The 17,361-nt window shown below is 60.2% G+C and carries 13 protein-coding genes; 7 read left to right on the plus strand and 6 right to left on the minus strand.

Features of this window, described 5'->3' with window-relative positions; translation table 11 throughout:
• From tgt to BN2664_RS07055, 3 genes are all read left to right on the plus strand, one after another.
• The gene (gene tgt, locus BN2664_RS07045; protein ID WP_007000897.1) at nt 1-1,296 is read left to right on the plus strand and encodes a tRNA guanosine(34) transglycosylase Tgt; all 1,296 of its coding nucleotides are present in this window, start codon (nt 1-3) and stop codon (nt 1,294-1,296) included.
• 387 nt (nt 1,297-1,683) lie between these two features.
• A complete protein-coding gene (locus BN2664_RS07050; RefSeq protein WP_058120665.1) occupies nt 1,684-2,655 on the plus strand; it encodes a transcriptional regulator in 972 nt (323 codons plus the stop codon).
• A gap of 546 nt (nt 2,656-3,201) precedes the next feature.
• Nucleotides 3,202-4,275, plus strand: coding sequence for a transcriptional regulator (locus BN2664_RS07055; protein ID WP_058120666.1), 1,074 nt, complete (start codon nt 3,202-3,204; stop codon nt 4,273-4,275).
• Nucleotides 4,276-4,298: 23 nt separating this feature from the next.
• Here the strand turns inward: BN2664_RS07055 and BN2664_RS07060 are convergent, their stop codons facing one another.
• Nucleotides 4,299-5,582 (minus strand): hypothetical protein, encoded by a 1,284-nt coding sequence (locus BN2664_RS07060; RefSeq protein ID WP_231723456.1) that lies wholly within the window; start codon nt 5,580-5,582, stop codon nt 4,299-4,301.
• Nucleotides 5,583-5,668: 86 nt separating this feature from the next.
• Between BN2664_RS07060 and BN2664_RS07065 the strand changes: the two genes are divergently transcribed.
• Nucleotides 5,669-6,793 (plus strand): FHA domain-containing protein, encoded by a 1,125-nt coding sequence (locus BN2664_RS07065; RefSeq protein WP_007000893.1) that lies wholly within the window; start codon nt 5,669-5,671, stop codon nt 6,791-6,793.
• A gap of 111 nt (nt 6,794-6,904) precedes the next feature.
• Here BN2664_RS07065 and BN2664_RS07070 read toward each other — a convergent pair whose 3' ends face one another.
• Nucleotides 6,905-8,383 (minus strand): DUF1846 domain-containing protein, encoded by a 1,479-nt coding sequence (locus BN2664_RS07070; protein WP_040317187.1) that lies wholly within the window; start codon nt 8,381-8,383, stop codon nt 6,905-6,907.
• A 444-nt stretch (nt 8,384-8,827) separates the two neighbouring features.
• Nucleotides 8,828-9,748, minus strand: a complete 921-nt coding sequence (locus BN2664_RS07075; RefSeq protein WP_007000891.1) for a hypothetical protein — start codon at nt 9,746-9,748, stop codon at nt 8,828-8,830.
• Nucleotides 9,749-9,920: 172 nt separating this feature from the next.
• On the opposite strand from BN2664_RS07075, the gene BN2664_RS07080 reads away from it, so the two are divergent.
• Nucleotides 9,921-11,237 carry a sialidase family protein gene (locus BN2664_RS07080; RefSeq protein ID WP_007000890.1) on the plus strand — a complete coding sequence of 439 codons (1,317 nt, stop codon included), beginning with the start codon at nt 9,921-9,923 and terminating at the stop codon, nt 11,235-11,237.
• Between the two features lie 140 nt (nt 11,238-11,377).
• On the opposite strand, the gene BN2664_RS07085 is transcribed toward BN2664_RS07080, so the two are convergent.
• From BN2664_RS07085 to BN2664_RS07095, 3 genes are all read right to left on the minus strand, one after another.
• Nucleotides 11,378-12,154, minus strand: coding sequence for a glucosamine-6-phosphate deaminase (locus BN2664_RS07085; RefSeq protein WP_007000889.1), 777 nt, complete (start codon nt 12,152-12,154; stop codon nt 11,378-11,380).
• A gap of 104 nt (nt 12,155-12,258) precedes the next feature.
• Nucleotides 12,259-12,936 (minus strand): N-acetylmannosamine-6-phosphate 2-epimerase, encoded by a 678-nt coding sequence (locus BN2664_RS07090; RefSeq protein WP_007000888.1) that lies wholly within the window; start codon nt 12,934-12,936, stop codon nt 12,259-12,261.
• Nucleotides 12,937-13,045: 109 nt separating this feature from the next.
• Nucleotides 13,046-14,227: an ROK family protein gene (locus BN2664_RS07095; protein WP_007000887.1), complete on the minus strand. Its 1,182-nt coding sequence runs from the start codon at nt 14,225-14,227 to the stop codon at nt 13,046-13,048.
• Between the two features lie 485 nt (nt 14,228-14,712).
• Here BN2664_RS07095 and BN2664_RS07100 point away from each other — a divergent pair, with 485 nt between their 5' ends.
• Both BN2664_RS07100 and BN2664_RS07105 read left to right on the plus strand, forming a co-directional pair.
• Entirely contained in the window at nt 14,713-16,296 is a 1,584-nt protein-coding gene (locus tag BN2664_RS07100; RefSeq protein ID WP_007000886.1) for an ABC transporter substrate-binding protein, read from the plus strand.
• 104 nt (nt 16,297-16,400) lie between these two features.
• Entirely contained in the window at nt 16,401-17,360 is a 960-nt protein-coding gene (locus tag BN2664_RS07105; RefSeq protein ID WP_007000885.1) for an ABC transporter permease, read from the plus strand.
• Nucleotide 17,361: the final 1 nt, after the last annotated feature.

Genomic DNA, 17,361 nt, shown 5'->3' on the forward strand with positions numbered 1-17,361 from the left:
GTGAAAGATCGTGGTTTTGAACCAAAAACTGAGTTGGCGGTGCGCCGCGGTGAACGCAACGGCAAGCCTCTCGGGCGTACCGGAGTGATCCATACGCCGCACGGCGATATCGCCACCCCCGCGTTCATCCCGGTTGGCACCCGAGCCACCGTTAAAACGCTTACTCCCGAGCAGGTGAAAGGAGTCGGCGCGCAGGCGGTGCTAGCCAATGCCTACCATCTCTATCTGCAGCCGGGTCCGGAGATTGTGGACCGGGCCGGTGGTCTGGCGCAATTCATGAACTGGGGCGGACCCACCTACACGGATTCGGGCGGTTTCCAGGTGCTTTCGCTTGGTTCCGGATACAAAAAGGTGCTTTCGGCGGAGTATGCCGGCGCGAATGCCGGGCGGGCGGACGCGCAGATCGCTCCCGATAAAGAGCGCCTCGCGGCGGTGGACGACGACGGCGTCTGGTTCCGCTCGCATTTGGATGGCTCGAAGCATCGCTTCACGCCCGAAGTTTCGATGGGCATCCAGCATCATTTGGGCGCGGATATTATGTTCGCCTTTGACGAGCTGACCACCCTGTTGAATTCGCGGAATTATCAAGAGGAGAGCCTGGAACGCACTCGGCTGTGGGCCGAGCGATGCCTGGCGGAGCATAAGAAGCTCACTGAGGAGCGCGCCGATAAGCCCTATCAGCAACTCTTCGGCGTGATTCAGGGTGCCCAGTACGAGGATCTGCGGCGCAAGGCGTGTGCGGATTTGGGCTCCATGGAAGTTGACGGGCAGCGCTTTGATGGCTTCGGGATCGGCGGGGCGCTTGAGAAAGAAAACCTCGGAAATATCGTTTCGTGGTGCACGGATGAACTACCGGCCGACCGGGCGCGTCACTTGCTCGGAATTTCCGAGCCCGACGATTTCTTCGCGGCAATTGAGGCCGGCGCGGATACTTTCGACTGCGTGAACCCCTCGCGGGTTGCCCGGAATGGTGCGATCTATTCGCGGGACGGACGTTTCAACGTTACCCGCGCGCAGTTCAAGGACGACTTTTCCGCCCTGACGCCGGAATGTGATTGCTACACCTGCACCAATTACAGCCGGGCCTACCTACATCACCTGTTCAAGGCGAAGGAGCAGCTGGCTTCCACCTTGGCCACGATTCATAACGAGCGCTACACCGTGCGGTTGGTTGACGAAATTCGCGAATCGATCGACGGCGGATACTACGAGGACTATAAGGCGCAAACCGTAGCGCGTTTCTACGCAGGTAACTGGGGGAGGGTAGACGTGCAGCGGCGTCGTCCGCGCGGATAGGTTCGCGCTCGAGAAGAGACGCGATAACGCGGAATCTTCGTGGTGAGGGCGTGGGGGAAGAAAGGGCGGAATCTTCGGGCGGAGTGGCGCGCGAAATTCGGCACTTCACTCGCGCCCGCCAACTCTTAATAATTCTTAAGATGTGGGGTAAATTGGTCTCATGCCTGGTGGCAAAGCGAAAGCAATTCATTCTTTGTTCAGCAATCTGTAACCACTTCTGAGCGTCATTCGGATTTGGGTTCAGCGCATGCGCGAAACCCATTGCGATTAACGCGAAAAATCCAGTTTTTTGATGTAAAAGAGACAATGATTCGAATGTGAGTTGCCCGGGAGAGGATCAGGCGCTGAGGATTCCGACAACCTTGATGAGACGTTCTGGAGGCTTTTGTGAGCGTAGTAGACGATAGGGAATTTTCCGCCGTTTTGCGGAATGCGATCGACAGCTCCGGAAAAACCTTGGCCCAAATCGTTGAAGAGCTTGCCTCCAGTGGAGTTCGCTTGACGCAGGCAACCCTTTCGTACTGGCAGTCGGGCCGTTCCCGGCCACGGCGTCGAAACTCTCTTGAGGCGGTCACGGTCCTCGAACACGTTCTCGGCCTGCCCGATCGGACCTTGCTTATTGCCCTCGGCGCCGAAGAGGAGGGGAAACTGGCAGAGGTGATGAGCTATCTGCCGAAAACCAACTTTGGAAACTTGGCCTCGACGGCTTGTTTTGGCGTAAATCTGGAAAACGAGCCGCAGTCGCAGGTCATTTTCGATGAGTTCACCGTCTATGACCAGGGCCAGACGTTGCAGGTAAAAACCAACCGCGTGGTGAAAATTGTTTCGGATGATTCGCTGAGCGTGCATGTTGCCTACTCCTGGGATCGCACTTCCCTGCCCCCGAAAATCGTTGATGTTCACGGCGCCATGATGGCCAAGGAGCGCACTTTCCAAGATTCTGGAGATGAGCTGGTGCGATTCAGCCTGCCCCAGAATCTGAAGGCGGGCGATCTTTATCGCTTTGGGTTTACCACCGTCTTCCGTCCGGGCGCGCCGTCATCGAACACCGAGTTGCGTTGGCTCCCTTCGTACTTGGCGCTCTATTCCACCTCCGTTACTTTTGCGGATCGACTTCCGCGTAGCCTTCGATTCGTTTCGATCTTTGGGCAAAATGAGCGGCAGGTCAGCACTGAAATCGATCAGCAGCTCAGCTCACTTTCGGGAGTTCCCGATGCCTCGCAGGTGGTCCAGGGAGGCGATGAGGAGCTCGAGATGGTGCGGAGCGAAACCGAGCGGGTGAATCTTCTTGGCCGGAGCGGGCAAATGAACCTCACCGCCCCGCACGCCAGCGCCGGCTACTTTGCCTGGACCTGGTAAGTAGCTCTCTAAGTAGCGCTAGCTTCTAGCCGCGCATGGTGCGCGCGTTGAGTGTGTTAGTGGGTGCCTTCGCATTTCGCGCGCGGCGCTTTCCGCAACCGCTGGGAGGAGTATCGAGCGCGGGCGTTAGCCGCACTTGCGGGCGGGTGATGTGCGCCCCTTGCCCACCCGGGCGATGCATGCTCCCATGCCATGCCGACGCCGATTCGGGGCGGTTTTCGTGCACGTCTTAGCATTATCACAATCCGGGAAAACTCGCGGAATCTTCGGTGTGGGGGAGGCGTGTTGCGCGATCCTGAGTGCCTCTGCGTCCGAGCAGGTTGGAGGGTGAAATGCGGAGGCGTGGCGAGCAGGGGTCGACGAGGATCTGCCTGGGAGGTCCCGTATCGGCCGTTGGCCCTAGAACCTTAAGTTTATATATTCTTCGAAAATCTGTGCATAATATTATTGATCGTAGGGTAAACGGCAGGCTATTCCGAAATACCCGGTAAAAGTCAAAAGTCGATTCGCGGGTTTGCGGTCGGCTCGGTGGTGGCGGGAGGCGCGATGCAGGATGATCCGCGGCAGGCAAAGCAGGCGGTAAAAGAAAGTGCCTCATCTGAAGAAAGTGCGGATGGCGCCGGCTCCCCGATTCGCGGAAAGAAAGACCCGCACCTGCCCGATGACGAAGGCACGTTTGGCTCGGTATTTCGCCACGCGGTAGCTAATTCAGGGCTCACTTTGGCGCAGATTGTGGATGCCCTGGCAGCGCGGAGCGTGCACCTGACGCAGGCAACGCTGTCTTATTGGCAATCCGGCCGTTCGCGGCCGCGGCGTCGGGAATCCTTGGCAGCTATCTCCGCGGTTGAGGAAGTGCTGGGAGTTCCGCGCGATTATCTGCGCGGCCCGCTTTCGGTCGACCGCGGCGGGGCGATGCCCAAACTGGAAACGATGCTCCGCAAAGTTGACGCCGGCATCTTCGCCTCCACCGCCGCTTTCGGGGTGGATATCTCGCTCGAACCGCGCGCCGAAATCATTGTGGACGACACCGAGGTGTTGGCGGATCGCACGCAGATGCGGGTGAAAACCACCAAGCTTTTGCGCATCGTCTCTGCCGATGCGCTGCTTTCCCACGTGGTGCACAGCTGGTCCGACCACGAGATTATGCAAAACGTCGTGGAGGTAAGAGGCGCGAAGATGGGCGAGCAGGTCTTTGCCAAAGACGTGAATATGCGCCTGACGCCTTTCGTGCTTCCCAGCTATTTACGCCAGGGAGACCTGCACCGAATCTCGTTTGTGACCGAGCTACATTCGGACGATGAGCTGGTGCGAAGCGAAACTCGCTGGATGCCGTCCTATACCCGCTACTACGCGGCGGCGGTGCACTTCGAGAAGGATTCCCCTCGCGCCGTGGATTTCACGATGGCCCGCGGTCCGAAAGCTGCGAGGTTTGCACAACGGGACAATCCTTACGCGATGACGGGTGCGGGTTCGCCGATGAATTACGCCGACGCCGGAGAGCTCTGGAGCCCTGCAAACGCGAAAGAGGAAGTACAAACGCGCGAGGTTGTGGACGGAGTGGCGCAGGTAAGCGTTGAGCACCCGGAGGTTTCGGCCGCGTACTTCCGCTGGCGCTGGTAGCACCGGCGCCCAATGCCCGCTGCTCAGAACTTCCGGTCGGAGGCCTCGTTCAGCACGGCCAGTGTGGCCGCATCCGGGAAAGTTGCGATTTCGTAGCGCGGCGGCCAAATTCCCTCTAGCGGCTGTAGACCTTCGGGCCAAACGTCGCGAGCAATATTGAGTCGAATGGTGACGGGAGTCGCGGCGGCGTCGGCGTCGTCGGTAAACGAAATGTAGTCCGCGGTGGCGGGCACGGAACCGCGGCCATACGACCGCAACCAACGGGTGATGCTCACCGCGCGCCTGCGCACCTGATACTTTTCGTAATCGGCGATAGTGCCGTGGTCGCCGGACCAGCGCTGCATATAGGTCTTCTGATTTTGATAGATCCGCGCTCGGAAAGTTGCGCGCAGGTCGGCCAGCTCCACAAACGAGGGGTCGTCGGGGAGGGGGATCCACTCCGCCCAGCCGTCTGCGGCGATGGTATGCGGGAGCGGGTAGATCACGCCGTCCCCGCCCGCGAAGCGCTTGAGTGAGCGGAAAAACTGGGGCAGATGCGGGTCGTTCGCCATCACGACGGCGAAGATCCCGCGCGCCGCGGGCACGAAAAGCGGGATGGTGTCCGGGAATTCCTCGTTCAACGAGGCAGCGATGGACTGGATTGTTTCCACGTCCGCGAACCAGGAGCTTTGATAGCTCGGCGGGGCGGTGAACATGAGCGCCCGGGCCCCGGCGTTAATGGTCATTCCCAGCTCGACGCCCGGTTTGCCGAGGTTCGTATTGAGGGTGCGAAGCTCGCCCACCGCGGCGCCGAAATGCTCGCCCAGTTCGGTGGAATAGGGGTCGAGCCGTAGATCGGAAAAATAGAGCGGAATGATGTTTTCGGGGGTGTCGCGCGCCAGCCCGACGCCGATGAAATCCGTCAGCGGGAGATAAACCAGCGAATCGTTTTCGGCGGTATCGTGCGTGCGCAGAAAATAGTCAGCCGCGCGCACAATCGGGAGCGTGAGCTGGGAACCTTCGAAGGGATCCTCGTCCGACGTCATCTCGCTCGCCTCGCCGCCGTCAATTCGCACCGCGGGTGCGCTGATGGACTCTTCGAAAGTGGCCGGCTTGGCGCCCGAGATTCCAATCGAAATGAGGCGGTTGAGCAGGCTTTCGCGGGTTTGTTCAGGGGCATCTTCGCTGATCATCTGGAACGGACGGAAGCGGAAGGTGCGCCCATCGGCAAGGAGAATATCCAACCATTCGCCGTCCGCGTTCACGAGCGCATTTTCCAGCTCCGGGTGGCGGGTGGCAACTTCGATCGCCCAATTCATCAACGACATGCTCCCATTCTTGCAGATCAAGCTGAAAGCTTCGCGGGGATCGTTGTATTCTAGAGCCAAAATTGCACTTTATCTGGCGAGGAATCATGGTTGTATCACGCGTTTTCCCGTACGCCGGCAGTGGCTACCTCATCTCGAGCCCCAATAGCGTGCTTTTCTTGCGTAGCGCCACGGCGCCCGTCGCCGCCGAGCTGTGGCAACACCTGCGCGGGTCGGCCGGATTTTCGCGCGTTCTGAGTAGTTTGCTGGAGCGCGCGGAGCTCGACTTCACCTTCGCGACCGCCGCCGCGGACGCCACCCTCGTTGTTGCCCGCGGTTTTGTGGTGAACGACGCCGATGGTGGACTCTTGGCCGACGGCGTTAGCGCGCTGACCTGGGCCGAAGCAAAAGCTCCTGCCGATGCCCGGATAATCCTTGGAGAATCGGGGGAGCCGACCGAGCTTCCCCTTCGCGACGGCGTCACCCGTGCCGCGGGCGCGATGGTGGAATTTGGGCTCGCCGATGAGGAAGTTTCCGGCGCCGATGAGCCGCTGAGCGAGCTCCAGCAGGCGCTCGCTCCGGTGCTCGCGAATGATACGCCGTCGCTAAGCGGTGCCACGATTCCCACAGAGCTAGCGGATGAGGCTCCGGCGTTCGCGGAGTCGAGCGGTCTAGGCGGGGCCGCGGAATTTGCTTTGCCCACGGATATCTCGGAGCAGCCGGAAGAGTTCCTCAATCCATCGACGGATGAGCAAAGTTTTGCGCAGGCGCAGCCCGGGCAAGTGCTCGCGACGCTGTGTGATGCGGGCCATCCCAATCCGCCAGAGCGCGCAATTTGCGAGCGTTGCGGGGCGGAGCTCAATAATCCGCTCGTTAGTATTGATCAGCCCACCATCGGGGAGCTGCTCTTCTCGCACGGGGAGCGGGTTGAGCTGGAAAATGACGTCATTGTCGGCCGTCGCCCGTGCGGCGAAGCCCGGCCGGGCCGCAAAACCCCATTCTTCGTCAAGGTGCCGAGCCCCAATCAAGAGATTTCCCGAGTGCATTGCGAGGTCCGGGTCGAGGGCTGGAGCGCCGAGGTGGTTGACCGCGACTCGAATAATGGAACATATGTCTTGCGCGCCGGCGAGGATCCAGTTCGCGTCGCACCGGAGCATCCGCTGAAGCTAGTGCACGGCGACGTAGTTGATCTGGGCGAAAACGTCACTTTCCAGGTGCGGCTGTATTTCTAAAGCACCCGCCGTTCTGATGCGCCGGTGCTGATTCACAAAAGAGACATGGAAAAAACTGCGGCTGGCGGGGAATCGTTCCCCGCCAGCCGCAGTTTGTGGTCAAGCCGCAATTTAGCTCTTACGGAAAAGCGTCTTGCGCTGGTACTTCGGCTCGCTCGTCACATTGACCTGGAGATTCCGGAAGATACCTTCATCCACGGATCCCAAAATCGTCGTCGTGTGAACATCGCATCCGCGCAGATTGCGTAGCTGAGCCAGCGCATCCGCCGCGTGCTGGTCGGTGGACGCGGAAACTGCCAGGGCGATCAGTACTTCGTCGGTGTGCAGGCGCGGATTTGCCGAACCCAAGTGCTCGGTCTTCAAATTCTGGATCGGCATAATGGCCTCTGGCGAAAGAAGTTTCACGGAATCATCGATGCCCGCTAAAACCTTCAGCGCGTTGAGCAGCATCGCCGACGAGCATCCGAGAAGTTCGGAGGTCTTGCCGGTAATGATCTCTCCGCTGGGAAGCTGAATGGCCGCCGCCGGCTGATGAGTTGCCTTCTCCTTCTCGAGCGCTGGCTCCACCACCGCTCGATCGGTCCGGCTCAGCCCGAGCTTCGTCATAATAATGGCGATCCGCTCCGATGCCTGCGCTTCAGCTTCGGCCTTCTTCTCATCCACCAAGGCGCGATAGTAACGGCGGATGATCTCCTGCCGCGCTGCGTCGCGGCAGGCGTCGTCGTCGGAAATGCAGTAACCAACCATATTGACGCCCATATCGGTGGGTGACTTGTACATCGACTCGCCCGAAACTTCGCGCAGTAGCAGCGAAAGGAGCGGGAAAACTTCGACGTCGCGGTTGTAATTAATCGTCTGCTCGCCGTAGGCGACGAGGTGGAACGGGTCAATCATATTGACGTCGTCGAGGTCCGCGGTGGCCGCCTCGTAAGCGAGGTTCACCGGGTGGTCGAGCGCGAGGTTCCATACCGGGAAGGTCTCAAACTTCGCGTAGTAGGAGGAGATTCCGCGCTTGTTGTCGTGGTAAAGCTGGGAAAGGCAGGTGGCAAGCTTTCCGGAACCGGGGCCGGGCGCCGTGACGACCACGAGGTCGCGCTCGGTTTCCACGTAATCGTTCTTGCCCAAGCCGTCTTCGGAAACAATCCGCTTCGTGTCCGAGGGGTATCCCGGAATACGGCGGTGGCGGGCGGCCTTCAGGCCGGCCTTCTGTAGACGACGCCGGAAATCGCGGGCCACGTGATTATCGTCCTCAAACTGGGTGAGAACCACGTTGTCTACCTTGAATCCCGCTGCCCGGAAAACGTCGACGAGGCGCAGGACCTCATCCTCGTAGGAAATTCCGATATCGGCGCGCTGCTTGGCCTTCAGGTCGCGGGCGTTGACCGCAACCAGAATCTCCAGGTCATCCTTCAGCTCGGAGAGCATCCGGATCTTCAGATCGGGCGCGAAGCCCGGCAGAACGCGGGACGCATGATAATCATCGAAAAGCTTTCCGCCCATTTCTAGGTAGAGCTTTCCGCCGATTTTTTGCAGGCGCTCCTTGATGTTCTTGGCTTGGAGCTTGACGTACTTTTCGGCGTCAAACCCGATTTTGCGTCCGGGTACACCACTGCCCGCAGAGGATTTTTGGGGGTTTCCTAGCGGAGAGGTTTCTCGCGAGGTCTTCTTTTCCTCTCGCGAGCCGCCCTTTTCGGGAGCGGTGGTGGGGACGGTGTTTTCATTGCTCGAAACGCTTTTCTTTGCGCTCACTAAAGTTCACTTTCACGCGGTCTCCAGTACTTAGATACCTTACTGCATGCAGGCAAAATGTCGATGCTTCCGTCAATGTTGCGCGAAGCACGTGCGAGCGTTTTTGGCGCATCTGCGCCCCTAGCGATGATTCCGCGTTTTCTAAACCACTCGGGCGCCATGGTCCGAATGCACGTATCCCCGGCGGGCGGACCCGGCCGGGGATACGTGCAGTTTTCGCGGAATAGTCGCGCTTGGAGCGCGGATTACGCGACGCTCATTGTGATGATCCGATGTTGGTTCGGACTATTCGGTCGGACGCTCCACCGGCGTCGTCTTTTCGGTCGGCACCGCGGTGGGCATTTCAGAGCGCGGTGAGGGCGCGGCCGTCACCGAAGAATCCGCGGAATTATCGGAGCCAGCGGAACTATCAGAACTCGAGGCTCCCGAATCCGGGGAGGTGGCGGCCGGTTGCTCGGGTGCATTACGCGCCTCGTCCGGCAATGAGATCGGATCGGCGGCGTCGGTGACCGCGGTTTCGGACACCAGGTGGTGCTTGCCGCGCGAACTCGAGCTGAAGGTGATGTCTGAGGTAATGCCGGTAATGTTCTGCTTCTTATCCAGGTGGTAGGTGACCGTCCCCTCATAGGATTCGTTCCCGTCCACGGTATACGGCGTCGAAACATCCCAACCGTCGTCGGTCTGCGTGGTCGTATAGGCGGAAGCCTCCGCCGGGGAAGTATTGCCAAAGGCGGAGTTGTACTGCTCAATCACGGACGCGGGCATCTGCTGCTTGAGCCATTGGTCGTCAAAATTGGCGTAGGCCATGAACGTTTGGCCATCCTCGGATTCGAAATACATATTCGTCTCCGAACCCCGGCTCGGCGCGGTGAGTTTAATGAGGTTGTTCTTCGGATTGGTCGAAATTTTGATCACGGTCTGCTGGGGAGCATTGTTGGTCGGGCTAGCGCCGTCGGACGGCTCGCCGCTCGCGGCGGCGTCGTCGTTCACCGGAGAAATCATGACGGTACTCGTCACGTCCAGCGCCTTCGCCTTGCGCGCCTCTTCGGTGCCCAGCGCCGCGAGGTTGAAGGCCGGGTTGTGGGTGACCTGATCGATCACCGTTTGTACGACGTCGTCGCTATTGCCGGCACTCGAATTGCCGGAGCACCCGGTCAGCGCGAGGACGGTCGCCGCGAGCGCGGCGAGGGCATATTTGATTTTCATCCGTATATCTCTTTTCCGTAATGATGGTGGAGCCACGAGAACAACCCGACGCTCATGCCAAATACGAGCTCAACCCTAACCGGTTTATCCGAACAGTTCCTGATGAAAGCGCCCCGCGCCGCTTCGCCACGATAATTCCGCGCTTTGTGCGGGTTTACATATACTGCTAACCATGACTGCCTCACCCGATAAGTCCGTCAATGTTGCCGGCGATAATTCCGCGGAAGTTGCGAGCGATAATTCCGCGGGAGTTGCGCTCGCGGCGAGTGCTTCGCGCGACTACCGCATTCCCGCGCTTTTCGTTGCCGACGGCGCCCTGACCTTGCTCGCGGACGAGCGGCCGCACCCAATTCCCGGCGAGGGTTGGTTAGCGAATGGCGGGGCAATGGCGGACGATCTTCCCAACCCCAATCGCATCGTTTACGCGATCTATCGGGATGGCGCATGGAGCGAGCCGCGCCCGCTTGGCGGTGACCCGGAAGTGCGTTCGGATGCGTGCGTGGGAGCTGACGCAGACGGGATTACCCTTGCATACGGTTCCTCAACCGAGGTCGGGTACTTCGGATCGCGTTTTTCCGGTCCCCGCATCCACCCCTACATTGCCTACGGGCGCGACCTCGAAACTCTGGAGCATCGCGGCGTCGATTGCCTCTACGAAGAATTCAAATGTGACGGAATGTTCGCCACCTCCGGTTCTACGGTTGTATTCGACGGCGTCGCGCTCTTGCCGTATGTCGTCAAAAGCAAAAGGGGCGCCGAGATCCGCGTGGTTCACGCCCGGGCGGGGGAAATCATCGCCGTAAGCGAGCCGATTCGGATCGAAAACCCCGGCGAAGATTCCGCTTTTTCTACCTCCGATAATTCCGCGAAAGTTGCGAGCGCTAATTCCGCGCAAGTGCAACTCGATGAAACGACCCTTGCGGTGGCAAACGGGAAGGTCTACGCGAACTTCCGGTTGCAGGGCCGCGGTGGACGCTGGGTCAGTGAGTCCGATGACGGTCTGCACTGGGCCACCCCGCACCCACTTGATCTTCCAGATCCGGGCTGCAATGCAAAATTGCTTGCTCTCGATGGAGGGCTTTTGCTGATTCACCCGCATACGCGCGGCCTGCGACCTGCTGAGCCGGAGGCCGCCAGCGTCGGGTTGGATGATTCCGCCGTCGCAGAAGCGAGTGAAGGAAACGCGGAGGGGTCGACCCCGTCTTCCGCAAGCTTCGACCAAACCGTAACCGGGGGGAGCGCCCTCCTGGAAAACCAGCCGGTCACAAATTCCCCGCTCCTGGGCGCGCGGGAGAGCGGAGCCATCGTGGATTACGAGGAGAACGTTCGGTACCGCTTCTCCGACGGAGAATTCGGGTACTCGGACGCTGCCGTGTTGGACGACGCTGTCGCCGCGAATCTCGGTTTCGGCGAGCCAATGATTGCCGTCGCCTACGAGCGGGCACACGGGATAAACGTCGAGTTTCTGCCGCTCTCGGCGCTTAGGTAAATATTGTAAATAAAGTGGTGGGCTACCGGGAATATCCCTGGTAGCCCACCACTTTTCTATGTTCGCAACTTTCGCGGAATGATCGCTTGAGCCGGACGCGCAACTTTCGCGGAATGATCGCTTGGGCCGCGGGCGCGGTCTTAGTGTTTCATCTCCCAGCGGGCGCGGTAAAGATCGGTGAGCTCGAGATCGGCAGCGGCCGCTTCGTCCACCAAGATGGTGGCGTCCGGGTGCATCTGCAGAATCGTACCGGGCCAGTGAGCGGAGATCGGCCCCTCAACCAGTTGCTTGATGGCGTCCTTCTTATTCTCACCGAAGGCGGTGAGGACCACGCGCCGGGCTTCCATAATCGTGCCCAGGCCCTGGGTGAGCGCCGACTTGGGGACCAGGTCGAGGTTTCCTTCGAAGAATCGAGCGTTATCGCGTACGGTCTGCTCGGCCAGCGCCTCGTGATGCGTGCGCGAAACCAGCGAACCACCCGGCTCGTTGAAGGCGATGTGCCCATCGGAGCCAATGCCGAGGATCTGCAGGTCAATGCCGCCCGCCTCGCGAATAGAAGCATCGTATTCGGCGGCGGCCGCTACCGGTTCCGGATTCTGGCCGTTGGGGGTGTGCAGGCCTTCTTCGGTGAGGCCGGTCTTATCGTCGCCAACCAGTTGCGCGCGAAGCACATTCCGGTATCCCTCCGGGTGATCGGGGGCGATGCCCACGTATTCGTCGAGGGCAAAAGCCTTCGAGTCCGCCAGCGAGAAACGTCCCTCGGCGTGCGCGGCGCGAAGCACTTCGTAAATGCCGAGCGGCGAGCTACCGGTTGCGACGCCCAGAGTCGCGCCCGGGTTGGCGGCGAAGTGCTCAATGATGATCTCAGCGGCGGCCTTGGAGGCCTCGGCTTCGGTTGAAAAAATTCCGATTTCCACGGTGTGTGCCTTTCTTTGACTTATCCTTCGATGAATCGATTTGCCCAGAATCCTCTGGGCTCAAAAGTTCTTGGTACTTGTATCCCTGCCTTGGCTGGCGGGGGCTATTTTCCTTCGACTGCCTCGCGGAACCAGCTGGTGATGGTGGTGGGGTGGGTGATCGCGGTGCCGACGACGGCGGCCCAAGCTCCGGTTTCCATTACCTTCCGGGCTTGCTCGGGCGTGTGGATGCGACCCTCGCAGATCACGGGAGTATCGGGAAGGGCCTCCACAATTTGCGCGAGCAACTCAAAATCGGGGCCATCGGTCTTCGGCCGAGCCGGGGTGTAGCCGGCCAGGGTGGTACCCACCAAATCCGCGCCGGCATCGCGGGCGCGCAGGGCATCCTCAAGCGAGCCGCAGTCGGCCATTACCAGTGCGCCCAGATCGTGCACCGGGGCTACCGAATCGGCGAAATCGGTTCCGTCAAAACGCGTGGCCGCGGTGGCGTCAATGGCAACCACATCCGCTCCGGCGTGCACGCAAGCGCGAGCGTGGCGAATGGAGGGGGTGATATAGACGTCGCCGTGGCCTTCCTTCCACAGTCCAATAACGGGCACTTCTACTTGACCCTTAATCGCGGCAATATCGGCGATGCCTTGGCAGCGAATAGCCGCCGCTCCCGCGCGCTCGGCGGCGAGTGCCATTTGTGCCATGGTTTCCGGGTGGCGCAGCGGCTCGCCCGGGTAGGCCTGGCAGGAAACAATTAGCCGGCCCTTGATGGCCTCAATAATCGGGTTCATAGTTCTCCTTCATTGGATTCCGTTGATGTTTCGTTGAAATTACTTGGTGATCGAAAATCGCCTATCAGTCTAGGGATGTTGAGCGGAGCCAAGGAATACATAGGCGCGCCTAGGGCTGGCCCAAGGACGCTTCGGAGCATGCGTCCGTCCCGCCCTGAGCAGACGCATCCGCCCCGCCCTGAGTAGAAAGGGAGTGGAGGAGGTGCACGCCGGCACCGATCAGCGGAGCGTTACCTCCGAGGCTTCCCTCTACCAGCGGGGTGGAGGCGATGGGCGTCATTGCGGTTTCCGCGAATCCGGCTTCGAGCCCCTGCCGCCACGCCGGCCCGGCCCCCACCACGGAGCCGGAAAGAACCACGACGTCGGGGTCCAGGCAGTTCGCCAAACTCGCTACCACTTCGCCTAAAGCGACGCCGGAATCGTGAATAACTGCGGTTGCGAAACTCGAGCCCGCGGCAGCGCGCTGGGCTACCTCTCCGCCTCCGCTGACCTGGGTGGGAAGGGTTTCTGCGGCCGCACCGCCCGCGGACTGATAGACAAAGGTCTCGCTGACGGGCTCAAGCGCGCCGGTGTAGGTTGCCGCGCGCCAGGGCGCTCCGATGCTCGCGCTCTCGGGGGCCAGCGCCGCCGCCCGCTTTGCCCACAGCCGGGCCAGCCCGGATCCGGAGGCGACCGATTCAATATGCGATTCGCGCCCGCATGAGCAAATCAGGCCGGCGGCAAGCGGATGGAAAAGGTGGCCGAAATGCCCCGATACCCCGCGAGCACCGTGATGGACCGTGCCATTAATAACGGCCGCGCCTCCCATTCCGGTGCCGACGGCGAAGACCAGGGCGGTGCTCGCCCCCGTCGCCGCCCCGTAGCTCACCTCGCCCAGGGCGTGGCCGTGCACATCATTGAGTACTGCCACCGGTAACCCGGAGGCCTGGCGAAGTGCCTCGCCCAGAGGCTGGCTGGCCCAGCCGGGCATGGTATCGGTCGCCGAAGCAATTGAGCCGTCCTCGGCGCGGATCACACCCGCCGAAGAAACCCCGATCCCGGCCGGAGTAACCCCCGCCCGGGCGGCGTCGTGGAGAAGTGAACCCGCGAAATCGACGATGGTGGCGAGGACCTGGGCCCCGCCACGGTCGGCGCGCGTGGGTGTGGAAGAAGCGAGGGAAATGGTCGGTTTGTTTCCTCCGAAGGTTACGATTGCTCCGGCAATTTTGGTCCCGCCAATGTCGAGGGTGAGGACGGGGACGGGGTCCATGCCCCGGGTGGCTTCTCCGTGTGCGCCGGTGTCAAGCGCCATAGCTTTCTGCTCCCATTATTATTGTGCGGAATGTGACGTGATGCGCCGCGCCGCAGACCTGTACGTACCCTGCCAACGTTGGTAGGGCGGTATTTTGGATGCGGATTCGTCTTCCCCGGTCGCTTTGGTAGCGAGCCGTGTGAAAGGTCAGACAAAAACTATAGGGATAGTCTACCTGGAATGCGGGCCGGTGAGGAAACGACTAAAAGCCCTAAAATCTGGCGGATATATCCCAAAGGCTCGCCGCCGGAAACTTCTCGTTAGCGCCCTGTTACCAAATTGTTGTAAACCCCGGTTGCGTTCATTTGTCTGATGACATAGATTCTTCACAGGGAGTTATTGGAGAACTCTCGGTCAGCGATCTCATTGCCGAGATCATGCGGGGCTACAAAGGCGAACAGTTCCCCGGATATCTCAGCCGCTGGTGCGGTTTCTCCGCGCGGCGCTTTACGAGATCGAAAAACTCAACGAAGAGGACACGATCGATGCGAAAGAGCATTTATTCCAAGAAGTTCGCCGCGGTCCTCGCCGCGGCGGCGCTAGCGCTGACCGCTTGCGGCGGTGGCGGCGGTACGAAAGGTGGTGCCTCGGATGCAACGTCCGGCGGCGCCAGCGATTCCCAGACGGGAACCATTACCGCGGGTGCGGCGTACGAAACCTCCAACTACGATCCGTCGTCGACGTCGTCGGCGCTGGCTATGGGCACCAACTGGCACGTAGTTGAGGCACTGTACTCCTTCGATCCCGATTTCAACGTGCGTAAGGAACTCGCGGCAGACAACGAGCCGACCAAGGTGACCGATACGCAGTACGAAGTGAAGATCCGTAAGGGTGCCGCCTTCTCCGACGGCAACGCCGTGACCGCCGACGACGTCGTTTCGTCGTTCGAGCGCTCCATGGATCCGGAAAACCTCTACGCCTCGATGCTCACCTCCATCCAGAGCGTAGAAAAGAAGGACGATTCCACCGTTACGATCAACCTGAAGCAGCCCTTCTCGCTGCTCAAGCAGCGCCTCACCGTTGTCAAGATCGTTCCGAAGGCTTCGACCGTTGACGAGATGAAGGTCAAGCCGATTGGTTCGGGCCCGTGGAAGTACGACACGATTACGGATACCGCGATCGAAATGTCGCCCAACGAGCACTACAACGGCGATATGCCCGCCAAGGGCGCGGCCATGCACTGGGACGTCATCAAGGATGACAACGCCCGCACCACCGCCGCTCAGGATGCAACCATTGGCGTGATGGAAGCCGTTCCGGCTGACCGCGTTGAGCTCCTCGAGTCGGCCGGTCTGAAGGTGGAGGAAAAGCAGGGCTTCAACCTTCCGTTCCTCCTCTTCAACACCAACAAGGCTCCGTTCAACGATGCCCGCGTGCGCCAGGCGTTCCACTACGCCATTGATACTCAGAAGCTCATCGACAACGCGATGGACGGTAAGGCCGCCGAGGCCACCGGCTTCCTGCCCGAGACTTCCGAGTACTACCACAAGGCCGCGAACCAGTACACCTACAACCCGGAGAAGGCCAAGGAACTGCTCGCTGAGGCCGGCGCTTCGAACCTCTCCATCACCCTCAACAGCACCGATCACCCGTGGATCGAGGCTCTTGGCCCGCAGATCAAGAACGATCTCGAAGCCGTTGGCGTGAAGGTGGAGATCAACTCGCAGGCTTCCGCATCGCTTTACTCGAACGTCCTGGACATTGACGGCGCGACCTTCGACGTCGCCCTCGCCCCCGGTGACCCCTCGGTCTTCGGTAACGATCCGGACATGCTCCTGCGCTGGTGGTACGGAGACAATATCTGGATGAGCAAGCGTTCTGGCTGGAAGATTTCCGACCCGGAGAACTTCGCTAAGCTACAGGGCCTGCTCGATGAGGCGGTTCAGCTTGATGGCCAGGAGCGCCAGGACAAGTGGAACGAAGCCATGGATATGGTCGCTGAGCAGCTGCCGATCTACCCGCTGTTCCACCGCACGGTGATCACCGCCTACAACCCCTCGATTGTTGAGGACGTTACGCCGATCACCACCACGGGTCTGAACTTGCTGACGGCAAACCCGCTGGAGTAAGAGCAACCCCTTAGGGTTCTCGTCAATCAGGATCCCAGTAGGAGGGGGCGCTCGTTCTACACGGCGTCCCCTCCTCTATCCGGGGAACTGAGGAGTAAAAATATATGAACAACCTCATCAGACTTATCGGTCGAAGGCTGGTTGCACTGCCGTTCATGATTTTGGGCGTCGTCTTCCTCGTCTTCTTCCTCATGTCATTCTCAAGCAATGATCCGGCGTATTCCGCACTTTCAGAGAATGCCACCGACGCTCAGCGCGAGGCGTTCCGCGAATCGCAGGGCCTGAATAGGCCGTGGATCGTCCAGTTCGTCGCCTTCATTGGCGGAATGTTCCGGGGGCACCTCGGTGTTTACGGCGTTCGCCAGGATTCGGTGGCCGAATTGGTCGGAAACGCCTTCCCAATTACCATGCAGCTGACCTTCTTCGGTCTTCTTCTCGCCATTCTCATTGCCTTCCCGCTCGGCGTTCTCGCGGCTCTCTACCGCGACCGCTGGCCGGATAAGATCATCCGCATTATCTCCATCGCCGGCATCGCAACGCCGTCGTTCTGGTTGGGCATCATGCTCATTGTGTGGATGGGGCCCTCGAACCTCAACCTGCTCCCGGTCTCCGGAAAGTTGCCACCAATGCTTGGCGACTTCGGTGGATGGTTCCTGCGAATGCTACTTCCCGCTATCGCCCTCGCGGTTCCCGTGATTGGCTCGCTCACCCGAGTTATTCGTACCTCGATGGTGGAAGAACTGGATAGTGATTACGTGCGTACCGCGCTCGGTGCGGGACTTCCGAAGACGGTTGTTATCTCGCGCAACGTTTTGCGTAACGCTCTTATCACCCCGGTTACGGTGCTCGGCTTGCGCGTTGGCTACCTCATGGGCGGCGCGGTCGTTATCGAAGTTATTTTCAATCTGCGCGGCATGGGGCGCGTGATTGTGGACGGTATTACAAACGGCTGGACCACCGTTGTCCAGGGCGTTGTGCTGGTGGTTGCGATTGCGTTCATCGTGGTGAACATTATCGTCGACCTCCTCTATATCGCCATCAACCCGAGGATTAGGTCGGTGTAAC

The organism is Actinobaculum massiliense (genome assembly GCF_001457435.1).
Taxonomy (GTDB): Bacteria; Actinomycetota; Actinomycetes; order Actinomycetales; family Actinomycetaceae; genus Actinobaculum; species Actinobaculum massiliense.

What these genes read in the sequence shown, in the direction of transcription:
- BN2664_RS07065 (WP_007000893.1), top strand. Translation starts at nt 5,669, where the DNA reads ATGGTTGTATCACGCGTTTTCCCGTACGCCGGCAGTGGCTACCTCATC.
- BN2664_RS07060 (WP_231723456.1), bottom strand. Translation starts at nt 5,582, where the DNA reads ATGTCGTTGATGAATTGGGCGATCGAAGTTGCCACCCGCCACCCGGAG.
- BN2664_RS07105 (WP_007000885.1), top strand. Translation starts at nt 16,401, where the DNA reads ATGAACAACCTCATCAGACTTATCGGTCGAAGGCTGGTTGCACTGCCG.
- BN2664_RS07100 (WP_007000886.1), top strand. Translation starts at nt 14,713, where the DNA reads ATGCGAAAGAGCATTTATTCCAAGAAGTTCGCCGCGGTCCTCGCCGCG.
- BN2664_RS07055 (WP_058120666.1), top strand. Translation starts at nt 3,202, where the DNA reads ATGCAGGATGATCCGCGGCAGGCAAAGCAGGCGGTAAAAGAAAGTGCC.
- BN2664_RS07075 (WP_007000891.1), bottom strand. Translation starts at nt 9,748, where the DNA reads ATGAAAATCAAATATGCCCTCGCCGCGCTCGCGGCGACCGTCCTCGCG.
- BN2664_RS07080 (WP_007000890.1), top strand. Translation starts at nt 9,921, where the DNA reads ATGACTGCCTCACCCGATAAGTCCGTCAATGTTGCCGGCGATAATTCC.
- BN2664_RS07090 (WP_007000888.1), bottom strand. Translation starts at nt 12,936, where the DNA reads ATGAACCCGATTATTGAGGCCATCAAGGGCCGGCTAATTGTTTCCTGC.
- BN2664_RS07095 (WP_007000887.1), bottom strand. Translation starts at nt 14,227, where the DNA reads ATGGCGCTTGACACCGGCGCACACGGAGAAGCCACCCGGGGCATGGAC.